This window comes from Aerosticca soli, assembly GCF_003967035.1.
In the GTDB taxonomy this organism is placed as follows: domain Bacteria; phylum Pseudomonadota; class Gammaproteobacteria; order Xanthomonadales; family Rhodanobacteraceae; genus Aerosticca; species Aerosticca soli.
Map to the genome: position 1 here is coordinate 619,447 of NZ_AP018560.1, position 15,130 is coordinate 634,576.

Here is a 15,130-nt window from a genome sequence, read left to right on the forward strand (position 1 = left end):
CGACGCGTGGCTGAGGGTGGTTGAAGGTGCTGGCCTGGGCGGCCCGCAGGTGAACCGTGCTCAGTCTTCGGACGGAAGCACGATGACGGTTGCGCAGCGCTGCGAATCGGTGACGATGCGAATGGCGAGCCCCGGATGGATCACGTAGTGCGATTCCAGCGACGCGCCCGATTGAAGCGCGCTGCTGTTCGTCTGCCATTGCTGGATGTTGACGTCGCCCCAGTCGCCACGGGTGTGGCGCCTGAAGTACGGGATCGGGTCCAGGCGACCCGCGCGGACCAGGCGGTCTACACCTCTGCTGAAGATGAGCGCCCCGATGGGGAACGCCAGCCGCTGGCAGTAGGTTTCGATGCGATGCGATGCCATGGGCTCCTCCTTGATGAGTCATTGAGCCACGACACCCCTGCCGGAGTGAAGTGGCTCCGTCAGGTGGATGAGGATGACGATGTGGGGCCTCAGATCAGGTCCCGCTCTTCGGGAAGCTGGACCACCGTGGTCTGGTGGTCCTCGCTGGTCTTGACGATCAGCGCCAGGTCCGGCGTGATCCTGAACTGCGAGATCATTAGGGAAGGTCTGAACAACTCCGTCACTTTCGGCCACAATCGGCCATTGCTTCAAGGGGCGAGTTCGATGCAGCTTTCGTTTGGTGATGCCGAGGATCTGGTCGGTCGCAAGCGCACACGGCGCGAGGTGTTCCTTGCCGAGATGGATCAGGTCGTGCCGTGGAAGGCGCTGCTGGCGCTGATCGAGCCGCATTATCCGAAGCTGGGCCGGCCCGGCCGGCAGCCTTACCCCTTGGCGACGATGCTTCGGATCCACTTCCTGCAGCAGTGGTATGCCTTGAGTGACCCGGCGATGGAAGAGGCGCTGGTCGATACGCCGGTGATGCGCCGCTTTGCCCGGATTGGTGGCATGGGCGACATCCCGGACGAGACGACGATCTTGAACTTCCGGCGCTTGCTGGAGACGCACGGTCTGGCCGAAAAGATCTTCAAGCAGGTCAATGCGCATCTTCAGCGCAAGGGCCTGAGCCTTCGCTCGGGCACCATCGTGGACGCGACGATTATCAATGCACCGAGTTCGACGAAGAACCGGGAGGGCGAGCGGGATCCTGCGATGCATCAGACGAAGAAGGGCAACCAGTGGTTCTTCGGGATGAAGGCGCACATCGGGGTGGACGATGCCTCCGGGCTGGTGCACCACGTGGAATGCACGGCGGCGAACGTGGCGGACGTGACGCAGGCGCACAAGCTGCTGCACGGCAAGGAGGACGTGGTGTTCGGCGACAGTGGCTACATCGGTGCCGAGAAGCGCGAGGAGATGCAGGACGTGGATGCGGTGTTCCTGATCGCGAAGAAGCCTTCGGTGATCAAGGCGATGAAGCGCAAGCGCGATCAGCGGGAAGCGAGGGCGTTGGAGCGCTTGAAGGCGAGCGTCCGTGCCAAGGTCGAGCATCCGTTCCGTGTGATCAAGCGGCAGTTCGGCTATACGAAGGTGCGCTATCGCGGCATCGCGAAGAACGCGGCACAGGTGCTGACGCTGTTCGCGCTGTCGAACCTGTGGATGTCGCGCCGGCGCTTGATGCCGGCGGCGGGATAAGTGCGTCCGCTGGACGGGGAAAGCCGTCTGGCGGCATGGCAAAAGGTGGAATTCCGAGCGGATTGACGGGATTTCGGCCTTCGAGGCTCGGAAATAACGTGGGTTTGGCGGATTGTTCAGACCTTCCTTAGGTTGTCCTGTTGGATCGCCACGTCGTTGGCTTGGCGTGTGGCCTCATCGATCTCGCCCCAGTCCCCGCGCACATGGCGCTGGACATAGGCCAAGGGGTCGATCAGGCCTCGCCGGGCCAGCCAATGCACCTTCTCGCTCAACTTCAACGTACTCGGTGCGAACAACGGTTGCTTGTGCGGCGCAGGCCGCTTGAACGGATTGGGGATCATGGTGTTTCTCCTTCGAGTTGGTACAGCAGGACGGCAGCGCGTCCGGTGGATCAGCGAATGGTCAACACCTCGCCCCGTGTCGCGGAGCCAGGTGTCATGTCCCACGCGCGGATGACGGGAACGAACTTGTCGGTGAGGATGCGGGTCTCGGCGATGGAGCCGTCTTCGCGTTCGGTGAACTCCCGCTGGAGCGTCTTGTCCTTGTGGGTGTCACCTTTGACGACGAGCACGCGCCCGGTCTTGGAGCGCACAACCCCCGAGATCGCACCCGCGGCCAGAGCCAGGGCGAGATGCCAGCGGGACAAGGCCCGCGCCGGTGGACGCAGCGATTGCTGCGCAGCCCCCAGGTGCGTGTCCTGCGATGGCCACAAGCCTTGCAGCCTGCCAACCTCATCGGCGAACTGCTCGGGCTCCATCGTCACGCGGAAGAAATGCTCTGGCTCGGCCGGGCTGGCGGGGACGATGTACGGCAGGAACGGCCACTCGCTCGGCAGTTCCTCGGCTTCGACTTCGCCTTGCCCTACCTGCAACAGCAGATTGCGCACGGCCTTGACGCCATCGGGCACCTGCTCGCGCTGGCGCACCCGGCGTCCGAAGATCACCACCTGCTTGAACTGCGTCTCCACCGCTCGGTAGATGCGCAGGTCCGTGTAGTGGCGCGTCAGCCAGCCGACCAACTCCGCGTCGAGCACGTAGCCGGGGACGATGAAAACCAGCACGCCGCCGTATTGCAGCAGCGAGAGCGTGCGCTGGTAGAACAGCTTTTCAAGGCGGGCACGGCCCTGGCCCTGATAGCCGATGTTGCCGTTGACGTCCTTGGACAGGTCCCCATACGGCGGGTTGAGCCAGAGCAGCCCGAAGGACTGCTTGGAGACCATCGTGTCCATCAGGTCCGCGTGCAGGCAGTGATCGACCAGGCCGCGGGCATGGCGCGCCCGCTCCGCGTCGAACTCGACGGCGAACGCCTTTGCCTGCTCGCGCCCGAGGGCATGGGCGGCTTCGGCGATCGCCACGCCTTCGCCGGCGCAGGGATCGAGGATGCACATCGGCCCGTCGCTGGGCATCAGTGCGTTGAGCGCTCTTTCGAGCGTGGGTTCGTCGGTCGGGAAATATCCGTTCTTGACGAAATTGCGGGCGAGCCGCGGGAACATGAGGGCCATGGAAGTCTCCTGGTTGGCGGGGATGAAACACGGAAGTACGCCAAGGCGTGCCTCCGAGGGTGGGTCAAGCCGCTACCGCTTCCGGCGTCCAAATCTTGGCCGGATACGGATAGGCGGTGAGCGCGTCGCTGCGGATCAGGGAGCCGAGCGCCAGGGTCAGCGCCGGCACGTCGATGGCGAGCCGATGGCCTTCCAGCGGCCCGAGGGCGAACGGAAGGCGGGCCAGCATCTCGCGGGTTTGCAGCAGTTCCAGCACGGTCTCGCGCCAGTGATCGAGCAGCGGCAACGGGCAGGTGTCCCGCACCAGCATCCACAGGCGGTCAAGCCTGTGGGCGCTGTCGCGTGGCAGCAGTGCCAATGCGCTGGCGTTGGCCTTGTCGGGCTTGACGCAGCGCCGGTCGAACAGCCACACGTTGGACAGCGAGCCGAACAGCGTCCGCCGGTACGCGCGCGTGATGCGCTTTTCCAGGCGATCGACGTTGCCGATGAATACCGGGACGCTGCCGCCCTGGTCGGTGATGACGTGGAACTGGTCCAGTCCCTGCTCGTCGCGCCCGAGGGTCAGGCGAGCGAGGAACTGCTGGACGGCGGTGTCCCGCGCCCAGATGGACAGGAAGATCAGGTTGCCCTGGTCATCGCCGACGCAGGCGTCGGCCATCACGTCCGGGCATTCGTCGATGCGGTACAGCGTGGAAGAAGTGTTTGCGGGCATGGTGGTGTCCTCGGATGAACGGGAACAGCACCGCCCGCTGGGGCAAGTACTGCCCCAGGGGGTGGAAGAAAACCGCTCAGTCCGGCTCGAACTGCCGGGTGTGCGGGTTGAAGTGAAGCGGCTCGTCCGCCGAAGTGATCGGCGTGAAGCCTTCCAGGTAGATGTTGTTGAGGTACTGGTCGCGGTAGGTCAGTGCCTGCCGTGCCTGGTCCTCGGTGAGGCCGTTGTCGATGAAGTACGCCAGCATTTCCTCGTCGGAGGACACTTCGTCGTTGGACAAACTCCCTTCAACGAGTGCCAGCAACGAGGGCGGAAGCGTTGCCAGGATCGGGTCCATGTCGGTTCCTCCTGGCTCAGGCCATCGACGCCGCGGCGGATGCCGCGGATGCCGTGGGTGTGCGCCGCCGGGCGTGGTAGGCGCGAACGCCTGCACGCCAGTCGGCGGACTGCTCCGGTGCGAGGTCCAGATAGGACAGCGGGCACGTGTAGTAGTACGGGTGCATGGACTCGTCCAAGGACTTGTAGCCCCACTGGCCGCCGCTTCGTTCAAGCAGATCGCAGCGGATGTAGCGCAGGGACTGGCCCGGTGCGAGATCACGATGCACGCCTTCGACCTTGGCGGTCACTTCGGCGACGGACCACAGCACGTTGCCGCGCAGGGTGTGAGCGATGACCTTGACGCTGGCGCGCTCGGTCTCTTGCGGTGCGATCAGTTCCGCGATCAGTTCGGACCGCGATTGGTTTGAGAAATACCAGCCCATGAGAGGCCTCCTCGAAAAGTTGAGCTGAAGGCCTCCCCGTGGGGAAGAACCCCCAGCGGGTGATGGAATGCCGCATCTGCGGCGAAGGAACCTATGCGTCGCCCTCAATCCCAGTCGTCATCGTCTCGATCACAACCGGCCGGGCAGTAGCCGAACTCGATCCCGTGCGAGCAATAGCCATGCTCCGCATTCCAGTCCTGGGTTTCCTGCCGTTCGGCAGGTGTTGCGTAGTCCCATTCCTGGGCCGCGATTTCGAGAGCCTGAGCACGTTGCTCATCCGGCAAACGATTGGCCTGTGCGTCGATCGCCGAACTGAAGAGCGTCACGTAGTGGTCGTAGGACAAGCCGCAACCGCGCTGGGCGTGTGCGGCGGCCGCTTTGCAAAGGTCCCGCCACGCGGGTTCATCCAGCGTTGAACGCGGGGTATCGCAAGCGATGGTGGACATGATGGAGACCTCCAGAAAATGGCCAGGGCCTCCCCCGCATGGGAAAGGAACCCCGGCGGGTGGATGAAGAACACCGCGCATGCGGCGTCTGCGATCACGCAGGTTTTGGTTCGGCCTGGCGGCTCCACTCCTGCGTCTTGAAGTCCAGCGCGTAGCCCAGCTCGCCCAGGCGGGCGATCTGCGCGCGCAGGGTGCGGCGGTCGATGGTCGAATCCAGTTTCACGGACTCGCCCAGCGGCCACAGCAGGCCGAAGAGCGCGGCGTCACCGTCTTCGGTGCTGCCGGGGGCAGCGGCCGTAGCAGGCGGTGGCGCATCCACGCCGAAGGGCGTGGTATCGACCAGCGGGTCCGCGGACGCCTGCACGGGTGCGGGCTTGGCGGGCCTGGACGCTTTGGTGGGCTTGGCCGGCGTTGCCGCAGGCTGCGCCCCTTGCTCTTCATCGAGCGGATCGACGTCCTGGGTGGCGAAGCTGCGGGCTTCGTCGCGGCTGAGTTTGTCGATGCCGTTGAGCGTCATGCCGTCGAGGCTGGCACGGATCTCGAACCGCATGCCGCCGCCGACCGGATAGGACTTCGGGAAGATGTACCTGATGATGAATTCCCCGTCGTACTTGCCTTCGGGGTACTGCTCCAGCTCCGGGTCTTTGACCTCGAAAGTACCGAGGTGCGTCGCGAGGCGGCCAACCGTGAACGGGCCGTTCTTGCCGCGGATGGTACGCAGCGTGAGCTGGCCGGGGACGACGATGGGCGCAACAGATTTCTCGGAAGCCGATGGGGTTGCCATGATGGTTCTCCTGATGATGAATGACGGGCCGCCGACGGCACCCGGTGGATGAGAGGAAATGGCCTCGCCCGAGGTGGGCGAGGTCCGCGTGGCATCACGCCTTGAGCTGGCGCATGCCTTCGGCCAGCAGCCACAACGCCCGGTTCAGGCGCAGGTTCTGGTCGATGCCTTGCACCGGACGGGTGCGCTGATTGCGGCCGTTGGCCGTGCGTCCGTTCAGGCCCCCTTTGACTAGGTTCTCCTGGACGCGGTTGAAGACGGCCCACAGGTCGTTCTTGCGGTCGTCCCATCGCCGAGGGGCCAGCAGTTGGCTCTCGGTGACAGGCGTGGACTTGGCCGGATCGTCGTACTTGAGTGCGAGCGCAGAGTTCGCAAAGACCTCCGCTTCGCCCTCATCGAGGGTGATGGTGCGCATCGCATCGCGCGCGTTATGCACGCGCTCGAAACCTTCGAGGACTCCGTAGGCACCTTCGATCACCTGGCTGGCCACGTCGCCCTTGTGGGGAACGCGGATGTCTGCGGTGGTGTCACCGCAAACCAGGCCGTTGTGGCAGACGAACCGGAACATGCCGGCGAGCATCTGATAGCTGCTCGTGCCGTCATGGCTGTTGAGCAGGATGATCTCGTTCGCCTCGTCGCCGTTGATCTGGCTTGCATGGCGAAGTCGGATGAGGTGCTTCGTGTACTCGCGCCGGTCTTCGTTGCGCACGCGCGTCTGACACACCATGAAGGGCTCGAAGCCCTCCTGGCGCAGCTTGGTCAGCACGGTCGAGGTCGGTATGTAGGCATACCGATCGGACCGGCTCCCATGTGGAGCGTCGGCGAAGATCGACGGAACGACGGCACGAATGCGGTCGTCCGAGAGTGGGCGATCAGAGCGCAGGATCGGGGATTGCGGAGCAAAGCGGGATACCAGAGACATGGCTGATCTCCTTTGAGAAATTCGACAACCGCGTGGCCGTGAGACCACGCGGAACTCGGGGGATGAAATGCGCAAGCACGCGTCCTGGGGACGCGGCGTACGTGGGGAGGAAAAGCGACAAGGCCCCGTGAGAGGCCGTGCCGGATCAGAACGAAGCAGCCAATGCCGGCTCCTGCTCCTGGACTTGCGCCTCGGGCTCGCGCTCGGCGGGCTCGGTGGCCGTGTCGATGGCATCGTCGGCTTCGGACGCGGATGCGTCTTCGGCCGGCGGCGCCTCGGCTTGCGCCTGGCTCGTCGGATAGACCTGGGTGCCGTCGATCTTGATGAGACCGATGTGGACCAGCGTCGATTCCAGGCTGGCGGCCGGTTCCCCGGCGTGCTCACCCTTGGTGCGGATGTACGGATCGATCTTCATGTCGTTCAGACGGAAGGCGATCAGCACCTTGCGGTCACCCTCGACGGCCTGAACGCACCGGCGAACCAGGTGCTCGGCTTCCGGGGTGGCGACGATGGTGTCGAAGTACCGATACTCCGGTTCATCGACAGGCCCGGCCAGTGCCGCGACGGTGCAAGAGAGGAACGAGTCGCCAGCTTTTGGGGTGACGTCCTTCACACGATTGAGATAGCCGATGCCGCGGGTGATCAACTCGTGCTGCTCGATCGAAGCCAGTTCGGCCCGGTCGATCAGTTCGGCCTTGAGCAGTCGCGCCTTGAGGGACGCGGCGGCCTGACCCTTCTGCTCACCCTTGTCGCGGATGTACACATCGCCCCACAGGTCACCGAGGCGAAAGCGCACCAGCGGGCGCTGCTTGGGATCGTCAACGCCGATGTAGCGCTGAACGAGCTTCTTGGCCTCGGCACCCGAGACCTTGACGTCGAAGTAGCGGTAGCTGGGGTCCCGGGCGGGGCCGACCAGCGCGGCGATGGTGCATGCCAGGAAAGGCTGCGCACGGCGGCCGCCCCGGACGGGCACTTCACGGACACGCTGGATGTAGCCGATGCCCGAGGTGTGGAGGTCGAAATACGATTTCTCGTTGGACGTGGTGTTCATGGTGAATCTCCATTGGGATGAAGCGGAGACACACCGGCCCACGCATGCGGGGAAGGTGCGTGACCCCGCGGTGGGTTGATAAGGCGAAAGCATCCGCCACCAGAGGCTGGTGGCCGCTCGCGGAAGGATGCGGTGCGAGCTGGCTCGGTCACGCAGTGGGAACTGCGCCGCAACCTCGAAGACCGATGGTTGCCTGGCATGTCGCTGACGACGTCAGCAGGCATGGGGCCAGCATGGCGGGGCCTCGCGCGCGCGGCAGCAATCAATCGGCACCCGGGCGCTTCCCTTTGTCCGCGCCACCCGGCGCCTGTCACAGGCACTTGGCGCCGCGCAGGTGCTCGGGGGTATCGGCGCGCGGACGGCCGGGACGGCTCCAGGCGCCGCCACCGCGCGCGCCGATCAGCCGCCAGCCGGCGGCGCGCAGGCTGGCGCCACCTTCGTCGGGCATGGTGTAGGTGAGCAGGCGTATGTAGCCCAGCGCCCTTGCCGCCTGCCAGGCCGCGCCGTAGAGCTTGCTGCAGGCGCTGGGTGTGCCGTCGGTGCACAGCCGCGTGACTTCCAGCGTCCAGGTGCCGCGCGACCGGGCGGCCGACAATGGCCACGCCGTGGATCAGGTCGCTGTCGCTCAGCGTGACGGCCAGGGCGAACTTCGCGCCCTGGACCGGGCGGTGGTGGCGATGGTGCGACAGAACGAATGCATTGGCCGTGCGCAGCGACACCGGTAGGAGGTGCAGCCTCGGCGAGGTCGATGGCGTGTTCATGCGGTTGTCTCCGGTGGCATGCCGGCGTTGTGGCCGGCGGGGCGTGCCTCGGCGGCTGGAGACAAACGCGCACGCGCGGCGATGGCGGCGGTGCGAACAAAAGAAGGCCCCCGATGCGGGGGCTGCGAGGCGGTTGCCGCGTCAGGCGGGAGGCACCACTGCTAAGGAAGGTCTGAACAACTCCGTCACTTTCGGCCACAATCGGCCATTGCTTCAAGGGGCGAGTTCGATGCAGCTTTCGTTTGGTGATGCCGAGGATCTGGTCGGTCGCAAGCGCACACGGCGCGAGGTGTTCCTTGCCGAGATGGATCAGGTCGTGCCGTGGAAGGCGCTGCTGGCGCTGATCGAGCCGCATTATCCGAAGCTGGGCCGGCCCGGCCGGCAGCCTTACCCCTTGGCGACGATGCTTCGGATCCACTTCCTGCAGCAGTGGTATGCCTTGAGTGACCCGGCGATGGAAGAGGCGCTGGTCGATACGCCGGTGATGCGCCGCTTTGCCCGGATTGGTGGCATGGGCGACATCCCGGACGAGACGACGATCTTGAACTTCCGGCGCTTGCTGGAGACGCACGGTCTGGCCGAAAAGATCTTCAAGCAGGTCAATGCGCATCTTCAGCGCAAGGGCCTGAGCCTTCGCTCGGGCACCATCGTGGACGCGACGATTATCAATGCACCGAGTTCGACGAAGAACCGGGAGGGCGAGCGGGATCCTGCGATGCATCAGACGAAGAAGGGCAACCAGTGGTTCTTCGGGATGAAGGCGCACATCGGGGTGGACGATGCCTCCGGGCTGGTGCACCACGTGGAATGCACGGCGGCGAACGTGGCGGACGTGACGCAGGCGCACAAGCTGCTGCACGGCAAGGAGGACGTGGTGTTCGGCGACAGTGGCTACATCGGTGCCGAGAAGCGCGAGGAGATGCAGGACGTGGATGCGGTGTTCCTGATCGCGAAGAAGCCTTCGGTGATCAAGGCGATGAAGCGCAAGCGCGATCAGCGGGAAGCGAGGGCGTTGGAGCGCTTGAAGGCGAGCGTCCGTGCCAAGGTCGAGCATCCGTTCCGTGTGATCAAGCGGCAGTTCGGCTATACGAAGGTGCGCTATCGCGGCATCGCGAAGAACGCGGCACAGGTGCTGACGCTGTTCGCGCTGTCGAACCTGTGGATGTCGCGCCGGCGCTTGATGCCGGCGGCGGGATAAGTGCGTCCGCTGGACGGGGAAAGCCGTCTGGCGGCATGGCAAAAGGTGGAATTCCGAGCGGATTGACGGGATTTCGGCCTTCGAGGCTCGGAAATAACGTGGGTTTGGCGGATTGTTCAGACCTTCCCTAAGGACAGGTGCGTGGCGGTGGCGGAAAGCACGAGATCGTCCGCCGAGTGCTGGAGGCGCGTGAACAGGCCGTCCTTCGGGTCGAAATACTCCGCGAAGTCATCGCCGCCCAGCTCGCGGCCGGCGAGGTGCCACCAGTCATCGAACGGGTCGGTGTCCGGGTTGCATCCGACGGCGTAGGCGAGCAGTGCCTGGCGCCCATCCGGGCGACGCTCCCCACGCTCGGCGAGGAAGTACACGCCCTGATCCTTGACCAGGACAATGCGGCACTGATTGGGGACGTCTCAGAAAACGGAAAAAATCGTACGCTAAGCCGGTTGCAGCGGTCGTAGCGGCCTGAACTTGCCCGCGCCGATCTTGGCGCTGCTGCGCCAGAGGTAATCGCCGGTCAGGTTGATGTGCTCCCAGCCCAGCGGCGACAGGTACTGCAACAGGGCGTCATCGACAGTCTGGCCGTGACCGCGTAAGGCGTTTGAGGCCCGTTCCAGATAGACCGTGTTCCACAACACTATGGCCGCCGTCACCAGGTTGAGGCCGCTGGCCCGGTAGCGCTGCTGCTCGAAACTGCGGTCGCGGATTTCGCCCAGCCGGTTGAAGAACACGGCGCGGGCTAGCGCGTTGCGGGCTTCGCCCTTGTTCAGTCCGGCATGCACGCGGCGGCGCAGCTCGACGCTTTGCAGCCAGTCCAGGATGAACAGCGTTCGCTCGATGCGGCCCAGCTCGCGCAGCGCCACGGCCAGGCCGTTCTGGCGCGGGTAGCTGCCGAGTTTCCTGAGCATCAGCGAGGCCGTCACCGTGCCCTGCTTGATCGAGGTGGCCAGCCGCACCTTGGCGTTGATCGCCTTGCCGGACGCCTGGAACTGCTGCTGATGCTTGTGCTTGGCAGCGTTGAACAGCTTGCCCAGGATGCGGTCGTGCAGGTCGATGATTTCGTCGGTGACGGTGGCCATGCCCTCGATGGCGAGCGCACCAGGGTCGCGTAGCGGCGCTGTGCCTCGAACTTGGCCAGATCGGCGGGCGTCATCTGGCCGCCTTCGCGGGCGATCTTGAGCAGGCGGTTCTGGTGCACCGACCGCTCGATGCCGGAAGGCAGGTCGAGCGCCTGCCAGGCTTTGAGGCGCTCGATGTGTTCGAGTATGTGGCGCGAGTTCGGCTTGACGGGCGACTGGCGCAGCCAGGCCAGCCAGGTCGTCTTGCCGTTGTCGTGGCGCTTGAGCAGATCGTCGAGGCGGTGCCGGTGGGTGGCCGACAGGGGATCGGACAAGGCCGCGTAGATGCGGCGGTTGGCGCGGCTGTAGGCGTTCATCGAACACCTCCCTTTTCCTCATCCGGCGCAACAGGACAGTTGCTTCACGTCCTTGTTGAAGGTCTGCGCCGCGAGCTTCAGTCCCTCGACCATGGTCAGGTAGGGGAACAACTGGTCGGCCAGCTCCTGCACGGTCATCCGGTGGCGGATCGCCAGCGCGGCCGTCTGGATCAGTTCGCCCGCTTCCGGCGCGACCGCCTGTACGCCGATCAGCCGCCCTGAGCCAGCTTCCGCCACCAGCTTGATGAAGCCGCGCGTGTCGAAGTTGGCGAGCGCCCTCGGCACGTTGTCGAGCGTCAGCAGCCGGCTGTCGGTCTCGATGCCGTCGTGGTGCGCTTCCGCCTCGCTGTAGCCCACGGTCGCCACCTGCGGATCGGTGAACACCACCGCCGGCATCGCCGTCAGGTCCAGCGCCGCGTCGCCGCCGGTCATGTTGATCGCGGCGCGCGTGCCGGCCGCCGCCGCCACATAGACGAACTGCGGCTGGTCGGTGCAGTCGCCGGCAGCAAAGATGTGCGGTGCGCTCGTGCGCATGGCGCGGTCGATGACGATGGCTCCCTGCGCATTGACTTCGACGCCTGCCGCTTCAAGGTTCAGGCTGCGCGTGTTCGGCGCGCGACCGGTGGCGACCAGCAGCTTGTCGGCGCGCACTTCCCCCTGCCCGGTGGTGAGCACGAATTCCCCGCCCGCATAGGCAACGTGGCTCGCCTGGGTGTGGTCCAGCACCTCGATGCCCTCGGCGCGGAAGGCGTCTGTTACGGCTTCCCCGATGGCCGGGTCTTCTCGGAAGAACAGCGTGCTGCGCGCCAGGATCGTGACCTGGCTGCCCAGCCGGGCGAAGGCTTGCGCCAACTCGACCGCCACCACGGAGGAACCAATCACGGCCAGCCGCTCGGGGAGCGAGCTGCTTTCCAGCGCCTCGGTGGAGGTCCAGTGGGGTGTGTCCGCAAGGCCCGGGATTGGCGGAAGCGCCGGGCTCGCGCCGGTGGCAATCAGGCAGCGGTCGAAGTTCACCTCGTGCGTGCCGCCGTCAGCGGTCGCCACGGTCAGCGTGCGCGTGTCCCTGAACCGGGCCTCGCCGCGCAGCACGGTGATGGCCGGAGTGCTTGCCAGGATGCCTTCGTACTTGGCATGGCGCAGCTCCTCGACGCGGCCTTGTTGCTGGGCCAGCAGCCGCTCGCGCAGTACAGCGGGCGCTGCGGCCGGCAGGCCAGCATCGAACGGGCTTTCGCGGCGCAGGTGGACGATGTGCGCGGCGCGGATCATGATCTTGGACGGCACGCAGCCGACATTGACGCAGGTGCCGCCGATGGTGCCGCGCTCGATCAGCGTGACGCGGGCGCCTTGCTCCACGGCCTTCAAGGCAGCCGCCATCGCCGCGCCGCCGCTGCCTATCACAGCCACGTGCAGCGCTTGTTCACCGCCAACATGCTTCGTTTCGCCACCGAGCCAGCCCAGCGCCTTGTCTAGCAGGCCGGCAGGCTTGTTCGGCGTGTCGGTAAGCCGTGCGCGATAGCCGAGCGTGGCCACTGCGGCAACCAGCGGGGCCACGCTCACGCCTGCATCCGCCTCGATTTCGGCCTGCCGCTGCGGATAGGACACCGAGGCCGCGCGCACGCCGGGCACGTTCGTCAAAGCCTGCTGGACGTGCTCGGCGCACGACGTGCAGGTCATGCCTTCGATGTGGAGGGTGATCGCCTCGGCCATGATTACGCCCTCACTGCTTGACGCTGGACGGGTAACCCGCGTTTGCGGTGGCCTTGGTCAAGGCGTCGGCATTGGTCTTGGCCTCGTCGAAGGTGACGACGGCCTCCCGCTTCTCGAAGCTGACTTCGGCCTTCTCGACGCCGGCGACCTTGGACAGAGCCGTCTTGACCGTGATCGGGCACGCGGCGCAGGTCATGCCGGGCACCGACAGGGTGACGGTCTTGGTGGCAGCCCAGGCGGGCGCGCTTAGAGCGGCGGCCAGGGCGATGAGGGTGGTGAGGGTGGTGAGTTTCTTCATGGTGATCTCCTTTCAGTAGAACAGCGGCAGGACGTAGGGAAACGCGAGGGCAACCAGAACCAGGGCGGCCACGATCCAGAAGATCACCTTGTAGGCAGTCCGCACTTGGGGCACGGCGCAAACGTCGCCGGGCTTGCAGGCATGGGCTGGTCGGAAGATGCTGCGCCAGGCGAAGAACAGCGCGATGAGCGCTGCGCCGATGAAGATCGGCCGATACGGCTCCAGCACGGTCAGGTTGCCGATCCACGCGCCAGAGAAGCCGAGCGCGACCAGGACAAGGGGGCCGAGGCAGCAGGCCGAGGCGAGGACGGCCGCGACGCCGCCGGTCGCCAGTGCGCCGCAGCCGTTCTTGGGTTCCGACATAAGGTTCTCCTTCCGGGACTTCGCTTGATGCTGTAACGTTACTTCCGTAGTCAACTACGGAGTCAAGCGCCATGGAGAACGCTCAAGAGAATCTGACCATCGGGGCCTTCGCCAAGGCAGCCCGGGTCAACGTGGAGACGATCCGCTTCTATCAGCTCAAGGGCTTGCTACCCCAGCCGGAGCGGCCCTACGGTCGCATCCGCCGCTACGGGCAGGCGGACGTGGCGCGGGTGAAGTTCGTGAAGTCAGCCCAGCGCCTGGGATTCAGCCTGGATGAAGTCGGCCAGCTCCTGAAACTGGAGGACGGCACCCATTGCAGCGAGGCGGCCGAACTGGCTGCTCACCGGCTGGCCGATGTGCGCGCACGCATGGCGGACCTCACGCGGATGGAAGAGGCCCTGTCGACGCTAGTGAGAGAGTGCAACGCGCACCATGGCAATGTTTCCTGCCCGTTGATCGCAGCTTTGCATTGCTGCTAAAGGGCCCACTTCGGCTCTTAGCGTACGATTTTTTTCCGTTTTCTGAGACGACCCCTGATTGGCGATGGCTTCGGTCAGCACGGGGCGCAGGTCAGCGCCTTTGAATCGCAGTGACATGGATGAAATCTCCTGTGTGGAAGAATGAGAAAGGCCTCCATCCGATGGGATGAAGGGCCTGTAGTGCACGCGGCCGGAACGGCTGGAACGCCGTGGCGGATGCCTCGGGTCAGCCGCAGGACCGCCCGGTTTCGCTGCGGGGCGTCATGCCGGGACGGCCTGGCGCTTGCGGGCCGCTTTCGCGTCGAGGATGCTCACGTCGATCTGGCGCCAGCGCCCGTCGTCGATGAGCCTCTCCAGCACTTCGCCGAGCATGTCGAAATACACCTCGTCGTGCCGATCGACCAGTTCGACCGATTCACCGTTCTGACGGTGCAGTTCCACCACGTAGGTGTCTCCGCCGCGGTCGTAGAGGATCGTCACCCGGCCCTCGAACTTCGCGGTCGAGACCGTGAAGCTGATCGCCGGCGGGGTCTCGATGATCTTGGAGGGCGTGGGATCGACCCAGGTGAAGTCGCGGGCACCGGCATCCACCAGCATGTGGGTGATGCGCCGGAAGCGATCGGGGGCCGGCATCTCCTCCAACTGCTCGATGAGCTGGCCCAACTCCATGCACTGCGGCGTGGGAATGGGCAGCTTGGCCGGCGCCGAGCCGAGGATGTGCCTCGTGATGGTGTACGGCGTGCCGTCCGAAGTCTCCTCGGTGATGACCTCCGGCGTGTCCGCGCGCAGTCCGTCGAAGCGACGACGGGCATAGGGTTGGACATGCACCTTGGCGCCTTCGGCAGGAACCGTGGTCACCAGGCTGGGATCGAGCACCGCGAACTCGGAAGGCTTGAGCTTGACGACGATGGCATCGTCGGTCGCGGCGACCACCTTGCCGTCGAAGGGTTGGGGGTCGATGGCGAAGCCCAGCGTTGAGGACAGCGGCTGATCATCGAACACGCGGTACTTGAACGACCGCACGTTGCGGGGCACATGGCCTGCGACCAGCGAAGGCATCATGGATTTGATGAGGGAACGATCCATGGGGAAACTCCTTGAGGAAAAACAAGG

19 protein-coding genes and 2 pseudogenes are annotated in these 15,130 nt (G+C 65.3%); 3 read left to right on the forward strand and 18 right to left on the reverse strand.

The window, feature by feature from the left end; all coding sequences use genetic code 11:
* Positions 1-60: 60 nt before the first annotated feature.
* Complete coding sequence (locus ALSL_RS02770) at positions 61-366, reverse strand: hypothetical protein (RefSeq protein ID WP_003116817.1); 306 nt, start codon at positions 364-366, stop codon at positions 61-63.
* A gap of 264 nt (positions 367-630) precedes the next feature.
* Here ALSL_RS02770 and ALSL_RS02780 point away from each other — a divergent pair, with 264 nt between their 5' ends.
* Positions 631-1,599 carry an IS5 family transposase gene (locus tag ALSL_RS02780; protein WP_126536286.1) on the forward strand — a complete coding sequence of 323 codons (969 nt, stop codon included), beginning with the start codon at positions 631-633 and terminating at the stop codon, positions 1,597-1,599.
* A gap of 116 nt (positions 1,600-1,715) precedes the next feature.
* Here the strand turns inward: ALSL_RS02780 and ALSL_RS02785 are convergent, their stop codons facing one another.
* From ALSL_RS02785 to ALSL_RS13905, 10 genes and pseudogenes are all read right to left on the reverse strand, one after another.
* Positions 1,716-1,940, reverse strand: coding sequence for a hypothetical protein (locus ALSL_RS02785; RefSeq protein ID WP_425479003.1), 225 nt, complete (start codon positions 1,938-1,940; stop codon positions 1,716-1,718).
* Between the two features lie 50 nt (positions 1,941-1,990).
* Complete coding sequence (locus ALSL_RS02790) at positions 1,991-3,100, reverse strand: DUF6094 domain-containing protein (protein ID WP_003116819.1); 1,110 nt, start codon at positions 3,098-3,100, stop codon at positions 1,991-1,993.
* A gap of 64 nt (positions 3,101-3,164) precedes the next feature.
* Positions 3,165-3,812 carry a hypothetical protein gene (locus tag ALSL_RS02795; protein WP_003116820.1) on the reverse strand — a complete coding sequence of 216 codons (648 nt, stop codon included), beginning with the start codon at positions 3,810-3,812 and terminating at the stop codon, positions 3,165-3,167.
* 76 nt (positions 3,813-3,888) lie between these two features.
* Positions 3,889-4,149: a hypothetical protein gene (locus ALSL_RS02800; RefSeq protein ID WP_003090124.1), complete on the reverse strand. Its 261-nt coding sequence runs from the start codon at positions 4,147-4,149 to the stop codon at positions 3,889-3,891.
* A 16-nt stretch (positions 4,150-4,165) separates the two neighbouring features.
* The gene (locus ALSL_RS02805; protein WP_003116821.1) at positions 4,166-4,573 is read right to left on the reverse strand and encodes a hypothetical protein; all 408 of its coding nucleotides are present in this window, start codon (positions 4,571-4,573) and stop codon (positions 4,166-4,168) included.
* Between the two features lie 104 nt (positions 4,574-4,677).
* Complete coding sequence (locus tag ALSL_RS02810) at positions 4,678-5,019, reverse strand: hypothetical protein (protein ID WP_003116822.1); 342 nt, start codon at positions 5,017-5,019, stop codon at positions 4,678-4,680.
* A 94-nt stretch (positions 5,020-5,113) separates the two neighbouring features.
* Complete coding sequence (locus ALSL_RS02815; RefSeq protein WP_003116823.1) at positions 5,114-5,803, reverse strand: DUF3275 family protein; 690 nt, start codon at positions 5,801-5,803, stop codon at positions 5,114-5,116.
* 94 nt (positions 5,804-5,897) lie between these two features.
* Positions 5,898-6,725, reverse strand: coding sequence for a DUF932 domain-containing protein (locus tag ALSL_RS02820; RefSeq protein WP_003116824.1), 828 nt, complete (start codon positions 6,723-6,725; stop codon positions 5,898-5,900).
* Positions 6,726-6,870: 145 nt separating this feature from the next.
* A complete protein-coding gene (locus tag ALSL_RS02825) occupies positions 6,871-7,776 on the reverse strand; it encodes a DUF3577 domain-containing protein (RefSeq protein ID WP_003116825.1) in 906 nt (301 codons plus the stop codon).
* Between the two features lie 310 nt (positions 7,777-8,086).
* A pseudogene (locus ALSL_RS13905) lies at positions 8,087-8,537 on the reverse strand (XF1762 family protein).
* Positions 8,538-8,766: 229 nt separating this feature from the next.
* Here ALSL_RS13905 and ALSL_RS02835 point away from each other — a divergent pair.
* Positions 8,767-9,735 carry an IS5 family transposase gene (locus ALSL_RS02835; protein WP_126536286.1) on the forward strand — a complete coding sequence of 323 codons (969 nt, stop codon included), beginning with the start codon at positions 8,767-8,769 and terminating at the stop codon, positions 9,733-9,735.
* Positions 9,736-9,851: 116 nt separating this feature from the next.
* On the opposite strand, the gene ALSL_RS02840 is transcribed toward ALSL_RS02835, so the two are convergent.
* The 6 genes and pseudogenes from ALSL_RS02840 to merT all read right to left on the reverse strand — a co-directional run bounded on the left by ALSL_RS02840 (position 9,852) and on the right by merT (position 13,538).
* A complete protein-coding gene (locus ALSL_RS02840) occupies positions 9,852-10,127 on the reverse strand; it encodes a DUF3085 domain-containing protein (RefSeq protein ID WP_126536288.1) in 276 nt (91 codons plus the stop codon).
* Between the two features lie 45 nt (positions 10,128-10,172).
* Positions 10,173-10,691, reverse strand: a pseudogene (locus ALSL_RS13910) (Tn3 family transposase); the annotation flags it as partial.
* The gene (locus ALSL_RS13915) at positions 10,655-11,170 is read right to left on the reverse strand and encodes a Tn3 family transposase (protein WP_003098931.1); all 516 of its coding nucleotides are present in this window, start codon (positions 11,168-11,170) and stop codon (positions 10,655-10,657) included. The pseudogene ALSL_RS13910 and the gene ALSL_RS13915, both read right to left, overlap by 37 nt.
* A gap of 18 nt (positions 11,171-11,188) precedes the next feature.
* Complete coding sequence (gene merA / locus ALSL_RS02850) at positions 11,189-12,877, reverse strand: mercury(II) reductase (protein ID WP_003098932.1); 1,689 nt, start codon at positions 12,875-12,877, stop codon at positions 11,189-11,191.
* Between the two features lie 10 nt (positions 12,878-12,887).
* On the reverse strand, positions 12,888-13,175 hold the full coding sequence (merP, locus tag ALSL_RS02855) for a mercury resistance system periplasmic binding protein MerP (RefSeq protein WP_003116826.1): 288 nt from the start codon (positions 13,173-13,175) through the stop codon (positions 12,888-12,890).
* A gap of 12 nt (positions 13,176-13,187) precedes the next feature.
* The gene (gene merT, locus ALSL_RS02860) at positions 13,188-13,538 is read right to left on the reverse strand and encodes a mercuric ion transporter MerT (RefSeq protein WP_003116827.1); all 351 of its coding nucleotides are present in this window, start codon (positions 13,536-13,538) and stop codon (positions 13,188-13,190) included.
* 71 nt (positions 13,539-13,609) lie between these two features.
* On the opposite strand from merT, the gene merR reads away from it, so the two are divergent.
* A complete protein-coding gene (gene merR / locus ALSL_RS02865) occupies positions 13,610-14,017 on the forward strand; it encodes a mercury resistance transcriptional regulator MerR (RefSeq protein ID WP_003098939.1) in 408 nt (135 codons plus the stop codon).
* 261 nt (positions 14,018-14,278) lie between these two features.
* Here the strand turns inward: merR and ALSL_RS02875 are convergent, their stop codons facing one another.
* On the reverse strand, positions 14,279-15,103 hold the full coding sequence (locus ALSL_RS02875; RefSeq protein ID WP_003098941.1) for a hypothetical protein: 825 nt from the start codon (positions 15,101-15,103) through the stop codon (positions 14,279-14,281).
* Positions 15,104-15,130: the final 27 nt, after the last annotated feature.